Here is a 22,545-nt window from a genome sequence, read left to right as displayed (position 1 = left end):
AAGTGGCTAAATATGCAGCCTTCTTCCCCTTACATCGGCGTATTCGGCGTTTCGACAGTTGGCAACTGGAATGAAATCCCTGAAATCTGGCATAATGCGAGGAATTCCGAAAGACTAGGCAGTTGCTCACCATTGAAAATCCTTCCTACAATCTCCTGGCTCAGCCCCGCTTCTTCCAAAGCATTACCATTATTAATTCCCTTTGTTTCAATTAGTTGCTTCATCTCAGCGACCAGTGCTTTTGCCTGATCTTCGTAAATTGTGGTTTCCATTTTTCTGAACATTGATTTAAATGATTTGGAACAAAACTGTGCCAAATTATGCCTTGGCGTGACATTTGTGATTTCTCAAATAATTAAGCATTAACATGCGCATTATGGCGAATCAAATCATCAAACTGCGGGTTACTGCTTAATAATCATTAACAAATCACAAACTATGAGCACATCCATTGCAGAGACATTCCGCGTTGGCGGGGAAATAGAGATAAAAAGACTGGGTTATGGCGGCATGCAGCTCACAGGCAAGGGCGTCTGGGGCGAGGTTGCTGATCGGGAAAATGGCAAAAAAGTGTTAAAAGCCGCCGTTGAAGCAGGAGTAAACTTCATCGATACAGCCGATTCTTACGGCCCGCATACCAACGAAGTCCTGATCGCAGACGCACTGCACCCCTATCCGCTCGACCTGCTGATCGCGACAAAAGGCGGCTTCGACCGCACCGGCCCGAACCAATGGGTTACCAACGGAGATCCGAAACACATCCGTGAGGCAATTGATGGCAGCTTAAAACGCTTGAAAGTCGAGAAAATCGATCTTTGGCAATTGCACCGTTTCGATCGGAAATTCCCTGTTGAAGAGACGCTGGCACCTGTTGTTGAGGCTGTTCAAGCTGGTAAGATTCGTTACGTAGGACTTTCAGAAGTGAATGTCGAACAGATTCAGCGCGCTGAAAAAGTGATCGAAATCGTTTCTGTTCAAAACCTGTACAACCTGGGCGACCGCAAATGGGAAGAAGTCGTTGATTACACCGAGCAGCAGGGCATGGCTTTTATCCCCTGGTATCCGCTAGCATCCGGCCCGAACAAGCTACAATCCAAAATCGCACAGATCGCTGAGAAGCACGGCGCTACAACATCGCAGATCGCATTAGCCTGGCTATTGAAACGAGCTCCACACATTCTCCTCATCCCCGGCACCAGTTCCCTGGAACATTTAAAAGAAAACATGGGCGCAGCAAACATTACATTGTCCGATGAGGACTTTGAAGCGCTGTCGAAGTAGAAAAGCGCAATTGACGTACGGAAAGTTGTTACATGCCTCCGGCATTTATTCAATGTGCCCGGTTTGTTGTTTTCTACCAATATCGCATGCCTCCGGCATTTTCATTTTCAGAAATCCCGGAGGGATGCAATATTGGTAGTATTGTTATTTTGTATGTAATCAAATCCCAGAGGGATACAATATGGGTAGCAAAGTTATCTTGCATGTAATTAAATCCCGGAGGGATGCAACGATGTCCCTGACGATTTTGACCTATGATCAACTCAAAGCCGCTACATTCTGCGCGTTCTTTTGCGCTTTCAATGCAAGCTCTGTGGCCAGGAAACAATGTTCTTGTGACATGGCAGTTTCGGTTCTGTTGAGGACGTCGTCTACGAGTTGGCGGCCGTAGGGAAGTTCTACTTTGCTGCAATCGATGTATTGTGTTTCCTTGTTATTGACTACAAAAAGATGGTTTCCTCCTTCGCGGCCGGCAATGTCGATGTTTTTGCGGATTTCGATGTAGCCTTCTGTTCCTAGCACGGTTAAGCGGCCATCGCCCCAGGATTTGAGACCGTCGGGCGTAAACCAGTCGACACGGATGTAGCCGGTGCCCCCGTTGCCGCGCAGCATTGCGTCACCAAAATCTTCAAACTTCGGATATTGCGGATGGTTGACATTACCAACCTGGGAGGCGACAACTTCCGCTTTTGTGGATCCTGTGAAGAAAAGGAACTGGTCAAACTGGTGCGATGCAATGTCACAAATGATGCCACCGAAGCGTTTTTTATCAAAAAACCACTCCGGACGGGATTTCGGCGTCATGCGGTGTGGCCCGAGGCCGATTGTCTGCACCACTTTTCCGATCACGCCTTCTTTGATCAATTCTCCGGCCTTAATGGTCGCGCGGTTTTCCAGGCGCTCGCTGTACATAATGGAGTAGATGCGTTTGGTATCCTTTTGCACTTTGCGCACCTGCGCGAGCTGTTCCAATGTGGTTATGCCCGGCTTATCAACCATATAATCCTTTCCGCTTTTCATCACACGAATGCCCAGCGGTGCGCGTTCGTCGGGAATCCCGGAACTTAGGATGAGCTGAATGGATTTGTCATCCAGGATTTCCGCTTCGCTTTTTGCTTGCTTGGCTTGCGGGTAACGCTTGGCGAATGCCGCTGCTAAGTCCTCTTCTTTGGCATAAAACGAAACCAGCTCACCGCCGCCCCGCGTAACCGCCTCCACCTGACCGTAAATGTGACCGTGGTTCATTCCAATCACAGAAAACTGAATTCTGGGCGGCATATCAGGCGTTGAGGGCTCTTTCACAGGACGCGCCAAGGCGGAAGCGGAAGCGTTTTCGGCCCGGCCGGGTGCGGCCCAGCCGGGTGCGGCCAGGCCAGGCAACAACATAATTCCAGCGGCTGTGCTTACTGAATTCCGGATGAACTGGCGGCGGTTATCGTCTGATTCTTTCATGTCAAGGTTGGAAAATTGTGATTATATACAAAGCACATTTTATGCATATATAATGTACCGCAACCATGGACATCATTATGCCTCTTTTTCCCTGACAAGCGCCGGGCCGGCCAGCGCATTTATTTATTCCCTACGGAGACCCCGAACGTGATCCGCGAATCATTGCGTTTGCGGGTGGCTTCTACGACACTTTCATATGAGTTTTCGAAGCTGGTCCGCAATGTTACCCATTTGTTCAGAGGCAGTTCAAAGGAAATGATCGTGTTCCAGCGCAGGTTTGAAAAATCATTCAAAGCCGGTTGCAGGAATGTAAGGTGGTTAATCCGAATTTTATCCTGTAACAGCGAATGCTTGCCTTTTACCCGAAATGAATTTCTGATCGTGCTCACCGTTGAAATTTCCTGGAAATTGGTGGATTCATAAAGGATCGCATTGGTCAGGCTCATGTCATTGGATTTGTTTCTGATGAGGCGGTAACCTATCCCAGCACCTGCCATCTGACGCAAATCGATGCGACGCAGATTGCTGGTTTCCAAAGCACCCAGCCCAAACGCATAGGTTCGCCGCTTTTTGAAAACGTCTACGAAAAGGTCAACATAACTATCCCTTTCTGCGAGGATTCCACTTTGCTTTCCGTAAGTAAAGCGTGGGTTGGTGGCCACATTAATGGCAGGTCCGCTGAATGTGAGCTCTGCCCTGAGCACAACGAGGCTGCGGTTTACATTACCCCGCGCAAAATTCCCGTCACCGATAAAGCGGTAACGAATGGTGTCGAACAATGGAGGCGGAGGCTTTACGGCGCTATCCGGTTTGACCGACAGCACTGAGTCGAGTGGAACGGCCTGCGGGGAGCCGGATGACGGCTGCTGCGCATGAGCTAGAATTGTTGAAATGAACAAAAAGAAAGCGACAAGCTTTGTGAAATTTAACCCCATACTTATTTTTCTAATGCCTTAACCTTTCCTAACCTGCGTAAATGCCTCTCCTCGCCCGTAAAACGCGCATTAAGGAAAGATTCTACGAATTCCTGTGCAACCATATTCCCGGTAATGCGACCGCCCAGACAAAGCAGGTTCAGGTCGTCATCTTCCACACCCTGGTGGGCCGAAAAGTGGTCATTAATCAACGCTGCACGAACGCCAGCAACCTTATTAGCCACCACAGAAGCGCCCACGCCGCTCCCGCAAACAGCAATGCCGCGTTCCACTTCCTTTTTCACGACGGCGTTGGCCAACGGAATCACAAAATCCGGATAATCGTCCTTGGAATCCATTTGATAGGCGCCAAAATCTGTTATATGATGCCCTTTTCCGATTAAATAGGTCTTCAAGAACTCTTTCAGTTCGTATCCGCCGTGATCAGCAGCAAGTCCGATTTCCATGTTGAGAATGATTTAAAATGAATGTGCAAAATAGTTCATTAATTTGCCATATGAAAAAGAATGCCCCTGCCGACGCAGAAAACCAGCCAGCCCACAACTTTGTTTTTGAGGATTTCAATCTCGCTGATTTAACCACTACACACATCCTGCAAAACAGCGCTGAACTGCCTGCTACCGACCGGAGAGGCTTCTTTGACATCCAACCGCATGAAATTGATGTGGATTATGCATCATTTAAAATCTCCGAAGCATTAACCGACCATTGTAAAGTCGTTGCCAGACAAAACAGTCATTCGCTCACGGTTTATTGTGAATGCAGTAAGCCTAAGAAACGCCTTTGCGAGCATCAGATCCAGGTTTTATACAATCTCAATAACAGAAAGGACCTGCGTGCATTTTTTGATAAAAAGCTGAGATTTGACAAAATACGAGTTGTTGCGCAGGATTATGGCTTGGAGAACGAGACGGACCTGGATGCTTATTTTCAGCTGATTTATGCAAATAAGGAGCTGGAAATCAAGCCAAAGATGAAAGAGCTGATCCCGATCAGCGCGTCGTCGGTTTCGTTTTTAGAGAACCAATGGATCAACAAGTCTTCGATCGACATTCCGGGTTCAGCAGTGCAGAAGGAGAATTCGAAAACGATTGTCGTCATTGGTCAGCATAAGTATTACGAGCATTTCTATTTCGAGATTCATGAAGCTGCAACTACGCGCGACGGAAAGCTTAAAAACCCGCTGACATTAATAAATCCGCTGGACGCGATATGGAAAACGCAGGACGCGGACGTGATCAAGTTTTATACGGCTATCGCTTCTTTCCAGAACAATTTCCGGAAAAAGCAGGTGGATACCGATCTCGCGGGACTGAAAAGCATTGTCAGGAATCCGCACGGACTCGACTTTTTTTTTCATAACCCGTTGATCTCCGAGAATGTCAGCGCAGCGTCACTGGTTTTGGTAAAACTGGAAAAATCTCCCGTTGATATGCATCTGAATATCGACCGGAAAGACCCGTTTTTCCAGATTTCGGGCCAACTGAGCTTGAATGGCGTTTCCCTGGATCTGGAATTGGTCAAGATGCGTTACGACTACTTTGTGTTGTATCTGGATGCTTTGCATTTGATTGACAATGAAGACATTCTGAAAACCGTTGAATTTTTCAGCCAGCACAATCAAAAAATAATCATTCATAACTCGAAGTTTGAAGAATTCAGACAAAACCTGCTTTCCAAACTGGAATCGAAGATCCGGATCACTTATTCGTATCTGAAACCGGCCACGCAGGCGCAGAGAGAAGAACAGGGTTTTCATCTCGAAAATGAGAAGATCATTTACCTGGAAGATTTCGGGAATTATGTAATGATCACGCCCGTCATGAAATACGGACGTGTGGAAGTGCCGGTTTTTTCGAAAAAACAGATTTATTCAGTCGATGCGCACGGCAATCCATTCAGCGTGCAAAGGGATGAAAGTGAAGAGCTCCGTTTTGCAAGTGCTATTATCCGCCAACATCCTGATTTTGAGGATCAGCTGGGCAGGGAATTCTTTTATTTGTATAAAGAACGCTTCCTGAACGAGTCCTGGTTTCTGAACACATTTGAGGAATGGAGAGACCAGAAAATAACGGTGCTGGGATTTGATAAACTAACAAAAATCCGGCTTAATCCGAACCGCGCGCAAGTGTCTGTGCATGTGATCAGCGGCATAAACTGGTTCAATACAACTGCGGGTGTGCGGTTTGGAAATCAGAAGGTTACCTTAAAAAATCTGCATAAGGCCGTTAAAAACAGAACGAAATATGTGCAGCTGGACGACGGCTCTCAGGGCATTTTGCCGGATGAATGGATCGAGAAATTTGCTAAATTCTTTGAAGCCGGTGAAATTGTCGGGGATGTTATCCAGACATCAAAGATGAACTTTGCTTCGGTTAGTGAAATGTATGATGCTGAGGCGCTTAGTATGGAAGTGAAAGAGCAGATTGCATTCTATAAATCCCGTTTTGCCGACTTTGAATCGATTGAAGCCGTGGAAGTGCCGGCGGATCTGAACGCATCGTTGCGCGAATATCAGAAACAGGGCCTTAACTGGCTGAATTTCCTGGATGAATTTGGGTTTGGCGGCTGCCTTGCGGATGATATGGGACTGGGCAAAACCTTGCAGATCATTGCCTTCATTCTAACGCAAAGGGATAAGGACGTTCAAAACACAAACCTGATTATTGTCCCTACGTCCCTGATATTCAACTGGCTGGCAGAAATCGAAAAGTTTGCCCCGTCGCTCAAAGTCCTGACCATTTACGGCGCAGACCGCGTCAAGACCGTTTCTGACTTTGATAATTACGAGGTGATTTTGACTTCGTATGGCACATTGCTTTCGGATGTCAATTTTCTGAGGAAATATCATTTCAATTACATTGTCCTTGATGAATCGCAGGCCATTAAAAACCCTGAATCACAGCGCTATAAGGCCGCAAGATTATTGCAATCCCGGAACAAGCTTGTGCTGACGGGGACACCGATTGAAAACAATACATTCGACATTTACGGCCAGCTTTCGTTTGCTTGCCCGGGCTTGCTAGGCAACAAAACGCAGTTCCGAAACCACTTTTCCATGCCTATTGACCGCTTCAAGGACAATGACAGGGCGCGCGAACTGCAAAAACGCATTGATCCGTTCATTTTAAGAAGGACTAAAAAGCAAGTGGCGACCGAGCTGCCGGATAAGACCGAAATGGTGATTTACTGTGAAATGGGCGAAGAGCAGCGCAAGGTTTACAATGCTTATGAACTCGAATTTTATACATTTTTAAACACAAAAAACGAAGGCGACATTGCGCGGGAGAGCTTGCATGTGTTGCAAGGGCTTACCAAGCTGCGCCAGATCTGCAACTCTCCTGCCCTGCTGAATGATCACCTTTATTATGGGAACGCGTCGGCCAAAATCGACACGCTTCTGGAACAGATTGAAAGTAAATCCGCGCAGCATAAGATCTTGGTTTTTTCACAGTTCGTGACCATGCTGGATTTGATCAAAGCGGAGCTGGTCACGCGCGGGATTAAGTTTGAATATCTTACCGGCCAGACGAAGGACCGGGCTGCCAGGGTCGACAATTTTCAAAACAATGCGAACATTCGCGTGTTTCTGATCAGCCTGAAAGCGGGCGGAACGGGCTTGAATCTCACCGAGGCGGATTACGTCTATCTCGTGGATCCCTGGTGGAACCCGGCAGTTGAAAATCAGGCCATTGACCGGAGTTACCGCATCGGGCAGAAGAAAAATGTGATCGCCGTGCGGCTCATATGCCCGGGAACCATTGAGGAAAAAATCCTGGAATTGCAGGAATCCAAGAAGGACCTCGCCGACGATCTTGTAAAAACAGATGCTTCCGTCCTGAAAACTTTAACGAAAAAGGATTTGCTTAACCTTGTCAGCTAGTCCAGGTTTTTACTGATTTCAGTGATCAGGTATTCTTTTGGATCGTTAAAATATTCCCAAAAGAAAATGCCAGCTAACTTATTCTTCTTGACATATTTACATTTATCCCGCACCGACTTTTCATCCTCGTAAGTAATGAACACTTTCGTTGAATCATTGAACAGATACGGTGCTTTTGCCTTTTTATCATAAAACTTTTTGTAACCATTCTGGTTGATCAATGTGTCTTTCAGCTTGGTATAACCGCCTCCCTGCACGGCTTTTACGCGTTTTTCGCCAAGTCCGTTATTGTTCGCCGTTTCGGCTTCCCAGCCTTTTCCGTAAAATGCAGCGCCGAGAACAATCTTGCTTGCCGGAACGCCTGCTGCCATGAAATTCTTTACGGAGCGGTCGGCCGAGGAACCGTCCGGGTTGTAATCATATAAATTGGTGTGGTGGCCGACAGTTCCGTTTTTCCCGCCGTAATCATAAGTCATGATGAAAACATAGTCCAAAAATGGCTGTGCAAGTCCCATTTCGGTGTTTTCGACGAATGATTTCGAGCCTCCTACTGCCGTTGTGAGTTGATAAGCCCGGCTTTTTTCTTTTTGCAGCAGATCCAGTTCTTCGCGGATGGCCTTGAACATTAATGTAAAATTCTGCTTGTCCTCGGGCCGGAAAATGTTGCCTTCTTCTCCCCGCATGGCAGGATATTCCCAGTCAATGTCCACACCGTCCAGGTTGAACTGGCGTACAATGTCCACGCTGGATTTGGCAAATTTTCTTCTGGAAGTTTCGGTTAGAACAGCATCCGAAAAGTTTTCACTCCAAGCCCATCCACCGATGGAAATCAGGATTTTAAGATCCGGATTTTTGGATGCTTTCATTTCGTTCAGCTTGCGAAAATTGGTGGAGTCCGTTGCCAGATTGGTCAGCACGGCGAGGCTGTCCTGCACATTCACAAATGCGTAATTGATGTGGGTCAGCTTTTCGGCATCAATTTCTTCTGTCTTAACCAGGCCGCGAAAACCGCCTACATACGCATTAACAATATATTTTTTCTTTTTTTGAGCAAATGCTGAGGCAGGGTAAAGAATGATCAGCGCGAATGCTGACAAAAGTAGATACTTAGCAGATTTCATGTTTCAGGATTTAGGATATATTAGTCAAAAAGCACTATTCTTCGTGATATTACTTCTTTATCTGTCTGAATGCGAACGATATAGATACCAGTGGTAAACCCGGAAAGGTCTGTGCGCGAAGATGCTGTTATTTCCTTGTCCATTTGTTTCATTCCGCCAACATTATAGAGTCGCATTTGTGCCGCCACAGGTCGTTTTAATTCAATAACCAGCGTTTTTTGGAATGAATAAATGAGATAGTCCGACATCGGAGCCTCATTGCCGGTAATGATAGCATTGGCTAAAACGATAGAAATAAGGCTGTAAAGCGAACTTCCACCCGCATTAACGGCCTTGATCCGATAAAAATAATTGGTATTAGCCAGCGAATCGGTGTCCTGGAATTGCAGCACATTCGCCGCCACTTTTCCGATCTGTTCAAACTGAGTGGTAACGCCTTTGGAACGTTCTATAACGACTTCTTTGGCATTTTCAGATACGGCCGACCAGCTCAATTGTACCACATCCGGCGCGATAGGAACGGCGGAAAAGTTTTCGGGCCTATCGGGCACCGGAATGTTATCCGTGGTCGCCGAATCCACATTACTGTATGCAGAAGCACCGGCGGCATTGATGGCACGAACGCGATAATGATATGTGGTGGCTGGGTTAAGGCCTGTGTTTTGGAATGAATTAATGTTCGCTGCAAGGTCGGCGAGCTTTGTAAAGGAAACGCCATCCAGCGACCGTTCCAATTGAAAGCTGCTCTCATTCAATGCATTATCCACCCAACTGACATTGATTTGCGTCGTGAAGACGGAAACCGCACTCAGGTTCGCAGGGGCATTTGGCGCAACGAGGAAAGTGGTTGCATTGGCAATGTTGCTGTAAGCTGATTTGCCGACGGCGTTTTTGGCCAAAATCCTGAACCAGTATTTCGTTGACGGCGTAAGGCCCGTGTTAGAGTATGTTTTGACGTTGGCTGCAAGGTCCGTGATTTTCACAAATTTCAGGCCGTCGGTAGATCTTTCCAGCTCAAAGCCGGTCTCGTCAACCGCATTATCGACCCAAGTCAGATTTATCTGCGTGGCGGAAATAGCAGTGGCGGCCAGCGCTGACGGTGCCTTGGGAATGACAGCAGCCCAGGCAGCAAGCTGGATCAAGCAGAAAACGGCGGAAAAGAAAGCGTATTTAAATGTTTTGGTAAAAATATCATTCATAGGTTGAGTGTAATGCAGCAGCTTTTTCAATAAATATTTCCTTCATAACGATCTCACAACCAGCCCTTCTTTTTGAACCAACCGTAAATTGCAACCGTAATAAGCCCCATAACGATCATGACAACGGGGTAACCATATTTCATCCTCAATTCAGGCATAAACTCGAAGTTCATGCCGTAAATACCGACGATGAAGGTTAAGGGCATAAAAAACACTGAAAACAGGGTAAGGACGCGAACGATCTCGTTGGTACGCTGGGAAGAAATTGAAAAATAGATCATCACCAGCTGATTCATATTCTCAAAAAGCGTGTCATAAATGTTCTGCATTTTGACAAAAAGATCCCTCGTATCCCGTGTATAGGCATTGGAATGATCGGGAGCATCCATCTTGTCCACAATCTCATGCGATAACATGATGATGCGGCGCGTCACTTCCACCCTGCGCCTTAGATAATACAGGCCCTTTAATAGAGACGGCCTGCGGTTTTTGAGAAACATATTTTCCTCGTAAAACTCAATGTCGCTGGTCAATTTGGCCGAAGGTGCTTCATAGGTGGATAGGCAGCTCTTAATGATCTCATTCACAAGATGTAATGTGTCCTTGCATTGATGTTGTTCGAGTTGATTTTCGGCGATGAAATTTGGCGCGTCCCACGGTTTACGGTGTAAGGTGATTACTTTTTCCTCGAACATAAAAATGGCAACCTTATCAGTCAGCTCCGGAACTGTATCTGCTTCCGGACCAACCTTTTCGGAATGGAGCCGGAAAATGATGAACACGTAGTCACCAACTTTTTCATATTTGGGAAGATGGTCGGGCTGTAACCAGTCTTTGATGGAAGATTTATGGAGTGAATGAGTTTCGGTAAGTTGTTTCAACTCTTCCTCATTAGGGTCTGTAATATCCAGCCACTCGAATGGATATTTTGGCTTCTCGGCAATCGTATTGATCATAATTTATTTGTCGGGCTTTGCATCCATGATGAAGCGCAGTGACTGATCTCTGGTAAAAAACGCAACCATCCAGTTATAAAAAGTTTTCACCTGGTTCCGATAGCGGATCAAAGAGAACAAATGCACGACCAGCCACAGAAAGTAAGCTATAAAACCTTTGAAATGCAAACCGGGAAGGTCGGCTACGGCCTTGTTGATGCCGATAATCGCCATAGTGCCCTTGTCTACATAATGGAAATCCTGGAGCGGCTTACCGTCGAGCACCCGAGACAAATTCGCTGCCAGGTTTTTGCCCTGCTGAATGGCCACCTGCGCGAGCTGCGGATGGCCTTGCCGGAATTTCTCATCCGAAGTCATCATGCAGATATCCCCTAATGCAAAAATATCGCTGAAACCCAGCACCTTGTTATGCGCGTCCACAAGCACACGTTTTCCTTTCCCCAGCGCTTCTTTCGGAATGCCGGGCAATGCAGTGGCAGTCACTCCCGAAGTCCATATTAATTTTTCGGTTTCAATGGTTCGCCCATTTTCAAATGTGACGATACCGTTCTCAAAATCCTTTACAGCATGGTCCAGGAGCACATTAATGCCCAGTTTTCGCAATTCTTCCAATGTATCTTCTTGTGATTTTTTGGACATCGGGTTGAGAACCACAGGCAAAGCGTCCACCAGGTAAATCTGCACTTCTTCCCTGTCGAGTTCGGGGTAATCCCATTTAAAAATATTCTTATGCATTTCAGCCAGCATACCGGAGACTTCCACCCCTGTGGGACCCGCGCCGGCGACAACTATACAAAGGAGTTTTTTGCGTTCATTGGAATCCTGCATCTTCGCGGCTTTTTCCTTATTCAAAAGAATGTGGTTGCGCAAAGCGAGGGCGTCTCGCACCGTTTTCATCGGAACGGCATGCTTTTTCACGTTTTCCATCCCAAAATAATTGGTTTCCGTGCCGGTGGCGAAGACCAGGTAATCGTAGTAAATATCCCCGCTGTCGGTGGAAATGCACTTTTCATTCGGAAAAACTTCCTGAAATGCGCCCAGACTGAATCTCAGATTTGGTTTTTCCTGAAAAAATTTCCTGAATGGATAACTGATGTTGGAGGCTTCCAGAAAACCCGTTGCAACCTGATAGAGCAGAGGCGGGAAAAAGTTGTAGTTGTTTTTATCAACAAGCACGATATCAAACCGCTTGTCTCCGGAAAGTTTTTGCGCAAGATTAATCCCTGCGAAACCACCGCCCACGATCACCACTTTTTTCGTATCCATATTCTTTTATTTATGCCTCAATGCGTGAAATCAGCTATTATAATTGTGCCGAATGCATGAGCGCGAGCATGAAGGGCATATTTCGCGCACGAACACTGTGCAAAACATTGCTCATGCCGATTTTTAATATGATTTTTTGAAAAAAACATCGAAATCCACGGCCGTTTGATTCACTGGCACATGGTTTTAGGGATAGGCCGCATTCACAATAATTAGAAACATTAACATTACTAAACCATGGATTACAACATAGATACGAAAGGACAAACGCAAGGTTCGCAGCCTGGTATTGAACACATTATGGATCCGGCTCCGGTCATTATCCGGGATAATTACCGGGGAAGCGGCAAGTTGGAAGGCAAAGCGGCACTGATAACCGGTGGCGACAGCGGCATAGGAAGATCGGTTGCGGTTCATTTTGCACGTGAAGGCGCGGATGTAGCGATCGTCTACCTGGAAGAAGACCAGGATGCGCAGGAAACAAAGGCGTTGGTAGAAGCAGAAGGGAAAAGATGCCTGCTCATTCCGGGTGACATTCGTGATGAGTCATTTTGTAAAGAAGCTGTTTCGCAGGTTGTAAGCGAGTTTGGCAAGCTGAATGTGCTGGTAAATAATGCTGCTGAACAGCATCCCAAGGAAGATATCCGGGAGATCACTGCCGAGCAGCTCCACGTAACCTTTGCTACCAACATCTTCTCATTCTTTTTCTTTACACAAGCTGCATTGCCGCATTTGGCAGAAGGTGACAACATTATTAACACAACATCGGTAACCGCGTATCACGGAAGTCCTGCATTGCTGGATTACTCTTCTACGAAAGGGGCTATTGTTGCATATACAAGATCGCTGGCACTGGCGCTGGCAGAGAAGAAAATAAGGGTGAATGCAGTAGCGCCCGGTCCCATCTGGACGCCACTTATCCCGGCCACATTTGATGCTGAGAAAGTTGAAAAATTTGGGAAAGACACGCCTATGGAGCGTCCGGGACAGCCTGCTGAGGTTGCTCCGTCGTATGTTTTCCTGGCATGTGAGGATGCTTCTTACATTAGCGGACAGGTGCTGCACCCGAACGGTGGGCAGGTTGTTAACGGATAATAGTAAATTAAAAAATGGGCTATACGGCCCATTTTTTAATTTACCTCGACTTCCGAACGTTGCAGAAGCCACTTCACAATCGTTTCTTGCAATGTATCTTTCACGACGGGTTTGGTAAGATAATCGTCCATTCCAGCATTAAGGCACTTCTCCCGCTCGCCTACCACTGTTCCCGCAGTAAGCGCAATAATCGGGATCCGCCTGCCCGATTCCATCCTCCGTATCTCCTGCGTGGCTTCATAACCATTCACTTCGGGCATCTGGATATCCATAAATATGATGTCAGGATTTGTTTCCGCATACAGTTTGACGGCTTCTTTCCCATTCACGGCTTCGATCATCGTTACGTTGGACAGAATCTTGCCTAACATGGTTTTCACCAGCAACATATTAATCTTGTGATCTTCGGCAATCAGCACTGTAATGGCGTCGGATAATGCTTCTGCAGTAATGCTTCTTGCAGTATCGACAATGAGTTGCCGGGTAGGCTGATTTTTGGTATGTATCCGCGACAACATCGAGAACAACTGCTTGATCTTGACAGGCTTTACGAGGAAACGCGGAACATTGAGCTCGGTCATTACAGCCGTAAGCGTTTCCTCTTCAAAAGAATCATTGAGAAGGATAATAGGCAAATTTTTCAAATCCTCATCATTGCTGTTACGGACTTTACGGATCGTTTCAATGCCGTCCATTTCCGGCATCTGGCAATCCATCAGGACTACGTCATATTTCACGTCCGAGAATAATTTTTCTAATGCTTCCTGCCCGCTTGAAACGAAATCGGAATCAATGTCTTTGTTGATCAGGACGTCGGTGAGGATAGTTCCGTTGTGCACATTGTCGTCCACCACAAGGACACGCCTGATGTTGTCCGTGTTGTCCCAGAAGAACTCGTCCCCGTCCGGGATGATTTTGAATGTTACATCAAAAAAGAAAATACTGCCTTCATTGGCTTTGCTGCTGAGCTGCAATCGGCTGTCCATTAATTCCAGCAGACTGTTTGAAATGGTAAGCCCCAGACCTGTGCCGCCAAATCGTTTTGTCGTGGAAGAATCTGCCTGGGAAAAAGCATCAAATATCTTACGCTGGTTTTCGGGCTCGATCCCAATCCCGGTGTCCCGCACCAAAAAACGGATGGCCACTTCATCATCGTTACGGCCAAGCAATGCTATTTGCAGCTCTACCTCCCCGTCAATCGTAAATTTCACTGCATTGCTAAGCAGGTTTGCCAAAACCTGTTTCAGACGCAACGGATCTGCCAGCACATAATGCGGAATGTCTGCCGGAATGTTCAAAAGCATTTCCAGATGCTTCTGCTGCGCCTGGTAAGTAAGCATATCCGCTACTTGTCCGCAGACTGTCAGCAGATCTGTTTTCTCATAGCGAAGATCCAGCTTTCCGGCCTCGATCTTCGAGAAGTCGAGAATATCATTGATGATTTCCAGCAGCGAATTGGCAGATTGGAAAACCATGGACATGTATTGCTGCTGCGTTTCGTCCAGGCGCGTTTTCATCAGCAAGTCGGTGAAACCAACCACGCCGTTAAGCGGCGTCCGTATTTCATGGCTCATATTGGCCAGAAATTCAGATTTAAGCTTGCTCGCTGATTCAGCCTGTTCGCGTGCTTCCAGCAGTTCCAGCTCTGCGTGCTTTCGCTGCGTAATGTCCCTGATCACGGCTTGTATGATCTGGGAGTCGTTAACATTGATCAGATTCAGAAGCACTTCCGCAACGAAACTGTCCGTATCGGGTCCGAAGCGCTTGAACACCCATTCAAAACTATGGCTCCCGATCTCGTAAGCCATTTCAAGATTCTCTTTGGCAATGCCGGCCAGCTGGTCGTAAGTTGTGTAGGTTGCAGCGGCGAGCTCTTCATGCGTTTTACCGATCAGACTGTCAATCGAATCCAGATTGAACATTCTCAATGCGGCCTGGTTGCAATCCAGGTATCCCTTTCTATCGAGCAGCACTACTGCGTCACTTGTGGAGTCGTACAGACTGCGAAATTTAGCTTCCGAATCAAGAATTGCCTCGTCTGAGCGTTTGCGGCTGGTTATATCCTGAAATGCACCATAAAGTCTCACACAGGCGCCATCCACCATTTCGGACTTGCCTATCGTCCTGACCCAGATCTCATTTCCTTTTGCGGTATTGAGCTGCAACTCAATGTCCCAGGGCGTTCCGTGGGTAATCCCGTCCAGCACCACCCTGTTGATGGCATCGCGGCTCGTGCCTTCTTTATAAAATGCGATTGCCGTGTTAGCATCCGGTAAAAAATCTTCGTCTACTTCGTGTATCTGCCTTGTGATGGAAGACCAATACAATTCACCCGTTTTGGCATGCAATTCCCATCCGCCTATCCGGGCAACGCTGTTTGTTTGTTCCAGCAAATCCTTCATCCGCCGCATTTCGTCGTCCGACTTCTTGCGCTCAGTAATGTCCCGCTCTATTGCAATGTAATTCGTACAGTTTCCTTCATCGTCAAAAACGGGAGTAATCTTCAAGTCAACCCAGTAGCATTCCCCATTCTTTTTATAACACAATATCTCAACCTGAATAACCTTCTTTTCTATGCTGGCCTTATTGATTGTCTCGATGGTGGCCATATCCGTTTTAGGGCCGCACAGAAGATCAACCGGTCGGCGGCCTTTCACTTCACGCCGTGTATAGCCGGTTTGGTTCTCGTATGCCCTGTTTACCCAGGTGATTAATCCCCTGTTATCGGTTATGACTATATAATCCGTTGTGTTGGAAGCAACGATAGCGAGTTCTTTCAACCTTTCACGGGATCGGCGAAGCTCGGTAATGTTGTGGCTGGTCAGGATAATTTCGTTGCCACGGGTATCGATGCTGGCATTGGTATTACTCCAGGACCACGTTCCGTTCTTGTGCAGGATGCGGTGCTCTATCCCGCCCCGGATGGACGTGTTGGTTTCAACAACCTTTAAAAGAGAAGCTGTACACAAATGCAGGTCATCGGGATGTATATAGTCTGTAAAGGATTGGCCCAGGGTTTCTTTGATCTGATAGCCATATACTCTTGTCCAGCTCGGCGAAACATAAGTGAATGTCAGCGTTGGCGATAATGTAAAAAGAACGTCCTGGACATTGGACACCAACACGGAAAGGTCCTGTTCTGTTTTAATCTTTTGCGTGATGTCATAACCCAGGCAAAAGATCTCCTTTACCGTGCCTGATTCATCTTTCAGGGCAGTAAATTCCCACTGGGTTGTGGCGATTGTGTTGTGTTTAGAACGTTTTCTGAGAATTACCGAATGTGGCTTGCCCGGATTCAGCAAACATAGTTCAGCCACTTTAAGGCATTTTTCTATATCTTCATTGACCACGCCCATCAGGGATGAGTGCCCAATAAGCTCCTCACGCTGCACGCCGTAGAAATTGCAGAAATAATCATTAAGGAAAATATAGTTTCCTTCAATATCTGTACGGACTACATACATGGAATGACTACCCATGAAAGTCTGAAAGAGCTGAAAGTCGCTTGCATTATTAGGTCCGCCCTGTTCCTCGGACATTGCGTTACCTGATGTATTCATTAATCAAAATTCCTTACAATTAAGCGTCAGTGTCACAAATACATATATGCGTACAATATAGCGTTTATTTAATTACTTTAACGGTTACAACAGGATAGTTTGTAATACTTTTCGTCACCGAACCGAGCTACTTCGACATCTTAATGTAGAATGCGCATTTAGGACGAAAAATGTCACATTTTCAGTAAGATCAGATAAGATCGTATAGGAATCAGAACAAGAAATTAATCTTTCTTTTTCGGCACCTTTGCGCCTTCTTTTCGTGCTTCGGATAAGCCGATGGCGACGGCTTGTTTCTTGGATGTCACCTTCTTACCCGAACCTGTTTTAAGTTTTCCTTCTTTTTGCTCGTGCATCGCTTCCTCTACTTTTTCTCCGGCCTTTTTTGAATACTTTGCCATGATTACAAGAATTTTGGTTGAAATAATTTACTTTGACGTTCAAAAATGATTCTCCGTTTTATACAAAAGCTATACCAGTTGAAAGTTATTATAAGGGTCGGTACAGTTATAGTGCAAGATTTCAAAAACGCGTCTTTATGAAAAATCAGGTCAATCACTTTTTCTTACTTCTGCTGCTGCTGGTAACCGGATTTTCTGCCATTAGCCAGCCGCAGTCCATTATATTAAAAAACGCCACGGTGATCGATGGCACCGGCGAGGAGCCGCGCGAGGATACGGACATTCTGATCATGGATGGCCGGGTTGTCGCGGTAGAATCCAATATTAAACTGAAAGGTGCGAAAGAGATTAATCTGACAGGGAAAACGGTAATCCCGTCGCTGATATGTGCGCATGCGCATGTCGGCACATTGCTGGGGACAACTTCTGCGGCAGAAAACTACACGAGAGAAAACGTCCTGCGCCAGCTCAAAAAATATCAGGATTATGGAGTTAATGCTGTGCTTGCTATGGGAACCGACAGGCCGCTGATCTTCGACGGCATGCGGGATTCGACGGTAGCAGGTTTGCTTCCGGGCGCTCGCCTCTTTTCGGCAGGGTACGGCTTCAATACGCCCGATCCCAATCCCGGTTCCTGGATGAACTTGCTGTTCCGCCCCGAAAATCCTGAGGAAGTGCCCGCCATGCTGGATAAGCTGGTTCCGCTTAAACCTACGGTTGTGAAAATATGGGTGGACGATCATGGCGGCAATGCTCAGAAAATGAAGCCCGAAATATACCAGGCCATTATCACCGAAGCGCATAAACGCAATATACGCGTGGCAGCACATTTGTTTTATGCAGAAGACGCACGGCTCCTGACCGAGGCCGGCATTGATATCATTGCCCACAGCATTCGCGACAGGACGGTAGATGCGGAGCTTTTGAATAAAATGAAGGAGAAGAATGTCATATACATCCCCACACTTGCACTGGACGAATATCAGTTTGCCTATGCCAGTCAGCCGGACTGGGTCAATGATGAATTTTTTATAAAATCACTGGAACCGGGTGTGCTTGAAATGGTTACCGATCCGGCTTACGCAGAAAAAGTCCGGGCATCCGCTGACTATGAACGAAATGCTGCTGCATTTAAAACAGCATCAATTAACCTGAAAAAAATCGTGGATGCGGGCATTACCGTCGCGCTCGGCACCGATTCCGGCGCATTTCCGATCAGGACGCAGGGTTTCACAGAACATCTTGAACTTGAATTGATGGTCCAGGCGGGCCTTACGCCGGTTCAGGCCATTATGCTTGCAACTCAAAATGCTGCAAAAGCGTTGAAAATTGACAATGAGCTCGGCACCCTGACACGTGGCAAAAAAGCCGATCTGATCATTCTGAGCGCTAATCCGGCTAATGATATCAAGAATACGCGCAAAATTGAAGCGGTTTGGAAAGACGGCCGCGAAGCAAGTAAAGGTCCTTTGTGATGCGATTAAAATGAAACACTCCTGAATATGAAAATTGAATTTGAAAGACTGAATCACATTCTGCTGTGCATTCCTCCTGGTGCAGAAGAAGCGGCCAGGGCCTTTTATGGCGGTGTATTAGGTTTGAAAGAGTTGAGAGAAACGGGCTATCCGCTTCCGAATGGCGCTATCTGGTTTGCTATGGGCGACATTGAGCTGCATATCCGGGCGGAGGAGCCTTCGGAGCAGTCGCAGCGGCATCCTGCATTTGAAGTGAAGAACCTGGATGCGGCGCGGGAAATTTTGGAGAAGAATGGAATTGCAATCCGTCAAGACAGCCCCATACCCGACCGGAAGCGATTTTCCTTCCGCGATCCGTTTGGTAACCGCATTGAACTGATAGAAATGTTAGCCTGAAACCAGATTCCAGGCTAACACGATCATTTATATGGTGATATCTGCAATTCTGTTAAATTATTCCTGTGCGGTGTTAAAAAGTCGTAAATGGGAAAAGTAATTCTAAATTTGCAAGCGCATTTGCAGCGGACACAGCGTTTTCCTTGATGTTAAAATATTTTTATAGATTCTTAATCTTCGTCGTGATCCTGGCAGTTACCACGGAAGTTGTATTGAGATATAAATATGGCTTCTGTAATTCTCCGCTCTATATTTCGGATCCGGATTTTGAATACATATATGCACCCGACCAGGATGTGAAAAGATTTGGCTACCGCGTGCAGACCAACAGCTTTTCCATGCGCAATGAAGAGGTCCTGCCGTCGGACAGCATTGTGATCCTGCTCATCGGCGACTCGGTTGTGAACGGCGGAAGCCTTACCGACCAGGACAGCATTGCTTCTACTTTACTTGAAAAGCGTTTTCTGAAAGACTTCGGTACGCGCGTCCGGGTCCTTAACATTTCGGCCGGCTCGTGGGGCCCTGATAACATTGCCGCGTATCTTAAAAAGTACGGGACATTCAAAGCCAGGCTGATGTGCCTGGTTACCAGCAGCCACGATGCGTACGACATTATGTCGCACCAAAGTCCTGTGGGCATCGATCCCGGCTGGCCTGACAAGCAATATAAAGTGGCGCTCTACGAACTTTGGGATCGTTACCGTTGGATTTTCTTTTACTATTTCAACACCTGGTTTTTCGCCCCAACCATTGAAAAAAATCCCGAGCGAGCCCTTCTGGATTCCATGAAAAAGGATTCCCTGAAAAAAGAAGAGCTGAATGATGCCGGAATCAGGAAGCCAGGATTGACTTTCAACCCCGGGTATGAGCAGATTTACGAAATCGCTAAAAAAGATTTTATCCCGCTCTTCATTTATCTCCACCCCGAAACTTCGGAAATAGAGCTGGGACATTTCAATGATCAGGGCGACCAGATTATAGCTTTCGCCATTCAGCACAATATCCGGCTTGTGAACGAATTCAGCCTAGGAATTGATCCCAAATATTACCGGAAGCTGGATGTTGTGCATTATAACAGCCAGGGACAGCTTTTTTTGGCAAACAATCTTTATCCTTTGTTCCAGGAATATTTAAATCTTAAAAAATAATGCGCGTCCTCGTTGTACACAACCAGTTATGGGCGCATTATAAGTCGCGGCTTTTCAGCGAAATTCATCGCGCATTCAAGGAAAAATATCCTGAAAGTGATTTCCTTGTTGTCCAGATCGCGCTTTATGAAGCCAGTCGCAGCGTGATGCAAAGCGATGACGCCATTACATACGATTATCCTTATAAAGTTCTGTTTCAGCGCAGCCTGGATGAAGTGAGTTTTAAAGAAAGACGTGCAGCATTGTTTGCTGCTTTCGATGCTTACCAACCAACTGTCCTCAACATTACGGGTTATTTCGATCCTGCGCAGGTCCTTCTCATGTTTTATGCCAGGTTGAAAGGCGTGAAAGTGGTGCTTTCTTCTGAGTCATCTGCTGCGGACAACAGCCGGTCATTTATCAAGGAATCGCTCAAAAAATTCATTGTGAACCGTGCCCAGGCATTTTTTTGTTTCGGCAAAACGTCCGCAGACTACCTGGAAAGTCTGGGTGTAAAACCTTCGCAAATCCCGGTACGGAATGCGGCGGTAATCGATGAGGAAGTCATCAGCGCGAGATACAATGCTGAAAAAAAGGCTAATGTGAATGTGGCTCGGGCTTACAGGTTTGTGTTCGTAGGCCGGCTTGCGCCTGAGAAAAACCTGGGATCCTTGCTGCGTGCATTCGCACAGGTTCGTCCGCTTGATTCAGAAATCTTACCGTGGGAAATGATGCTCATCGGCGACGGCCCCGAGCGGGCAACACTCGAAACGCTGACGGCAGAGCTTGGTTTGCAAAATAAAATATCATTTGCAGGCGGACTTCCCTGGTATAAGGTCCCGGACCTGCTTGTGCATTGTGATGTACTGGTTTTGCCCAGTAAATCAGAGCCCTGGGGTTTGGTTGTGAATGAAGCAATGGTTTGCGGATTGCCAGTGATTGTGTCAAAGAATTGCGGTTGTGTGGCAGATTTGGTAGAAAACGGCGTGAATGGTTTTACTTTTGACCCGGATAACCAGCAGGAATTGGAAACTGCACTGGCCTTTTTCATCCAGAATCCGGAAAAAATGGCCGCTATGGGCCAGGAATCGCGGCGCCTGATTGCGCCTTTTTCCTCCCGGCAGGTTGCCCGGCAAATGGCAGACTGTTACCATAAATTGGCATAACAGCTTAATGTTTAGATTTTTACACAAAATGCACGCATGCGGATTTTAAATATTTGCGCTTACACCTGGGAAATTGGCGGCCCGGCCCGGATTATATACGACCATACCACGGAGGTTTTGCGGCAAGGTCACCAGGTGGACATCCTGAGCCCCATGACGCCGGGCGATGAAATGTATCCGGCTCCGGAGGGTGCCAGGCTGTTTCCCGTAGCGCGCACGACGCCAGTCAGCAATGTTTACAGGGAATTTTCGCTTGAAATGTATCGCTTCCTGAGGCATCACATTCACGAGTATGATGTGATACACATGCATGGAATATGGCATTTCGGGAGTCTTGTGCCATTTTTGATCCCGAACAATGCCGTTAAGGTGATTACCATACACGGACTGCTCGACAAATGGGCTGTTGCGCATCACAAATGGAAAAAAGACATCGTAACGCTGCTTTATCAGAAGAGAATACTAGGAAAAGCGGACCTGATCCAGATCAACAACACCGACGAAGAAGGTGACGTGATCCGTTACCTGGGTTACCGTCCCAAAAACATGGTGATCGTTCCCAATGGGATGAAGCTGTCGGAATATTCCAATTTGCCTGCCAAAGGGAGCTTTCGTGCCAAACACCAGGTTCGCGAGAATGAGCAGGTCGTGCTTTTTATGGGCCGGCTCAACATTAAGAAGGGGCTTGACCTCCTGCTTCCTGCATTCAAAAAAATTGAAAAGCAGCTTCCGAATGCTACCCTTTTCCTCGCTGGCGGCGATGATGGTTACCAGCAGGAAACGGAAGATTTTATCAGAAAAAACAATCTGCAAAACCGGATCAAACTCGTAGGATTACTGACCGATACGGCTAAAAAAGAAGCACTTGCAGACGCCGATGTCTTTGTCCTGCCCTCCTATTCCGAAGGATTTTCTATTGCGGTCCTGGAAGCAATGACTTCCAAAGTACCCACCATTGTATCCGATCGCGTTGGGTTCGGGGATTATATCAAACGCTATGACGCAGCCTTTTTGACGCCGCTCACGAGCGATGGCGTGGCTAAGGGACTTCTTAAAATATTACAAGATAAAACCTACGCGCAGGATCTTGCAAATCGGGCTTACAAGATGGTAACGGAAAATTTTGACATCCGGAAGGTGGCTAATCAGTTATTGGAAGAATACAAGAATGTTAAGAAAAAGTAAGTATCTTTGGCCGTTTGCAATAACCGCAAATTCGTAATTTTTGACTG

The 22,545-nt window shown here is 46.7% G+C and carries 18 protein-coding genes; 8 read left to right on the top strand and 10 right to left on the bottom strand.

Going from position 1 to position 22,545, the window contains the following annotated elements; genetic code table 11:
* Positions 1–29: 29 nt before the first annotated feature.
* Positions 30–272 carry a transcriptional regulator gene (locus LZG74_RS08655; RefSeq protein WP_233796148.1) on the bottom strand — a complete coding sequence of 81 codons (243 nt, stop codon included), beginning with the start codon at positions 270–272 and terminating at the stop codon, positions 30–32.
* A 166-nt stretch (positions 273–438) separates the two neighbouring features.
* Between LZG74_RS08655 and LZG74_RS08650 the strand changes: the two genes are divergently transcribed.
* Positions 439–1,281 (top strand): aldo/keto reductase, encoded by an 843-nt coding sequence (locus tag LZG74_RS08650; RefSeq protein ID WP_233796147.1) that lies wholly within the window; start codon positions 439–441, stop codon positions 1,279–1,281.
* Between the two features lie 258 nt (positions 1,282–1,539).
* Here the strand turns inward: LZG74_RS08650 and LZG74_RS08645 are convergent, their stop codons facing one another.
* The 3 genes from LZG74_RS08645 to LZG74_RS08635 form a co-directional block, all read right to left on the bottom strand.
* A complete protein-coding gene (locus tag LZG74_RS08645; protein WP_233796146.1) occupies positions 1,540–2,733 on the bottom strand; it encodes a Gfo/Idh/MocA family protein in 1,194 nt (397 codons plus the stop codon).
* Between the two features lie 119 nt (positions 2,734–2,852).
* Positions 2,853–3,668 (bottom strand): DUF481 domain-containing protein, encoded by an 816-nt coding sequence (locus LZG74_RS08640; RefSeq protein ID WP_233796145.1) that lies wholly within the window; start codon positions 3,666–3,668, stop codon positions 2,853–2,855.
* A 2-nt stretch (positions 3,669–3,670) separates the two neighbouring features.
* Positions 3,671–4,114: an RpiB/LacA/LacB family sugar-phosphate isomerase gene (locus LZG74_RS08635; protein WP_233796144.1), complete on the bottom strand. Its 444-nt coding sequence runs from the start codon at positions 4,112–4,114 to the stop codon at positions 3,671–3,673.
* Between the two features lie 50 nt (positions 4,115–4,164).
* Here LZG74_RS08635 and LZG74_RS08630 point away from each other — a divergent pair, with 50 nt between their 5' ends.
* A complete protein-coding gene (locus LZG74_RS08630) occupies positions 4,165–7,551 on the top strand; it encodes a DEAD/DEAH box helicase (RefSeq protein WP_233796143.1) in 3,387 nt (1,128 codons plus the stop codon).
* Here LZG74_RS08630 and LZG74_RS08625 read toward each other — a convergent pair.
* The 4 genes from LZG74_RS08625 to LZG74_RS08610 are packed head-to-tail and all read right to left on the bottom strand — an operon-like array spanning position 7,548 to position 12,093.
* Complete coding sequence (locus LZG74_RS08625) at positions 7,548–8,672, bottom strand: glycoside hydrolase family 18 protein (RefSeq protein WP_233796142.1); 1,125 nt, start codon at positions 8,670–8,672, stop codon at positions 7,548–7,550. The two genes, LZG74_RS08630 and LZG74_RS08625, sit on opposite strands and share 4 nt — an antisense overlap.
* 20 nt (positions 8,673–8,692) lie before the next feature.
* Positions 8,693–9,871, bottom strand: coding sequence for a fibronectin type III domain-containing protein (locus LZG74_RS08620; RefSeq protein ID WP_233796141.1), 1,179 nt, complete (start codon positions 9,869–9,871; stop codon positions 8,693–8,695).
* Positions 9,872–9,924: 53 nt separating this feature from the next.
* A complete protein-coding gene (locus tag LZG74_RS08615) occupies positions 9,925–10,827 on the bottom strand; it encodes a CorA family divalent cation transporter (protein ID WP_233796140.1) in 903 nt (300 codons plus the stop codon).
* 3 nt (positions 10,828–10,830) lie between these two features.
* Positions 10,831–12,093, bottom strand: a complete 1,263-nt coding sequence (locus tag LZG74_RS08610) for an NAD(P)/FAD-dependent oxidoreductase (RefSeq protein WP_233796139.1) — start codon at positions 12,091–12,093, stop codon at positions 10,831–10,833.
* A gap of 237 nt (positions 12,094–12,330) precedes the next feature.
* On the opposite strand from LZG74_RS08610, the gene LZG74_RS08605 reads away from it, so the two are divergent.
* Positions 12,331–13,188 (top strand): SDR family oxidoreductase, encoded by an 858-nt coding sequence (locus tag LZG74_RS08605; RefSeq protein ID WP_233796138.1) that lies wholly within the window; start codon positions 12,331–12,333, stop codon positions 13,186–13,188.
* Positions 13,189–13,223: 35 nt separating this feature from the next.
* Here LZG74_RS08605 and LZG74_RS08600 read toward each other — a convergent pair whose 3' ends face one another.
* Both LZG74_RS08600 and LZG74_RS08595 read right to left on the bottom strand, forming a co-directional pair.
* The gene (locus LZG74_RS08600) at positions 13,224–16,727 is read right to left on the bottom strand and encodes a PAS domain-containing hybrid sensor histidine kinase/response regulator (RefSeq protein WP_233796137.1); all 3,504 of its coding nucleotides are present in this window, start codon (positions 16,725–16,727) and stop codon (positions 13,224–13,226) included.
* 245 nt (positions 16,728–16,972) lie between these two features.
* A complete protein-coding gene (locus tag LZG74_RS08595; RefSeq protein WP_169720032.1) occupies positions 16,973–17,149 on the bottom strand; it encodes a DUF6496 domain-containing protein in 177 nt (58 codons plus the stop codon).
* 137 nt (positions 17,150–17,286) lie between these two features.
* Here LZG74_RS08595 and LZG74_RS08590 point away from each other — a divergent pair, with 137 nt between their 5' ends.
* The 5 genes from LZG74_RS08590 (at position 17,287) to LZG74_RS08570 (ending at position 22,498) form a co-directional block, all read left to right on the top strand.
* Positions 17,287–18,624: an amidohydrolase family protein gene (locus LZG74_RS08590; protein WP_233796136.1), complete on the top strand. Its 1,338-nt coding sequence runs from the start codon at positions 17,287–17,289 to the stop codon at positions 18,622–18,624.
* A 27-nt stretch (positions 18,625–18,651) separates the two neighbouring features.
* Positions 18,652–19,020 (top strand): VOC family protein, encoded by a 369-nt coding sequence (locus tag LZG74_RS08585; RefSeq protein ID WP_233796135.1) that lies wholly within the window; start codon positions 18,652–18,654, stop codon positions 19,018–19,020.
* A 146-nt stretch (positions 19,021–19,166) separates the two neighbouring features.
* Entirely contained in the window at positions 19,167–20,168 is a 1,002-nt protein-coding gene (locus LZG74_RS08580) for a hypothetical protein (protein WP_233796134.1), read from the top strand.
* A complete protein-coding gene (locus LZG74_RS08575) occupies positions 20,168–21,313 on the top strand; it encodes a glycosyltransferase family 4 protein (RefSeq protein ID WP_233796133.1) in 1,146 nt (381 codons plus the stop codon). Before LZG74_RS08580 ends, LZG74_RS08575 begins: the two co-directional genes overlap by 1 nt.
* A gap of 36 nt (positions 21,314–21,349) precedes the next feature.
* Complete coding sequence (locus LZG74_RS08570) at positions 21,350–22,498, top strand: glycosyltransferase (protein WP_233796132.1); 1,149 nt, start codon at positions 21,350–21,352, stop codon at positions 22,496–22,498.
* The last annotated feature ends 47 nt before the right edge of the window (positions 22,499–22,545 follow it).

Origin of the sequence: Dyadobacter sp. CY327 (assembly GCF_021390415.1) — a bacterium.
GTDB lineage: Bacteria > Bacteroidota > Bacteroidia > Cytophagales > Spirosomataceae > Dyadobacter > Dyadobacter chenhuakuii.
This window is presented reverse-complemented; position numbering and strand designations above follow the sequence as displayed.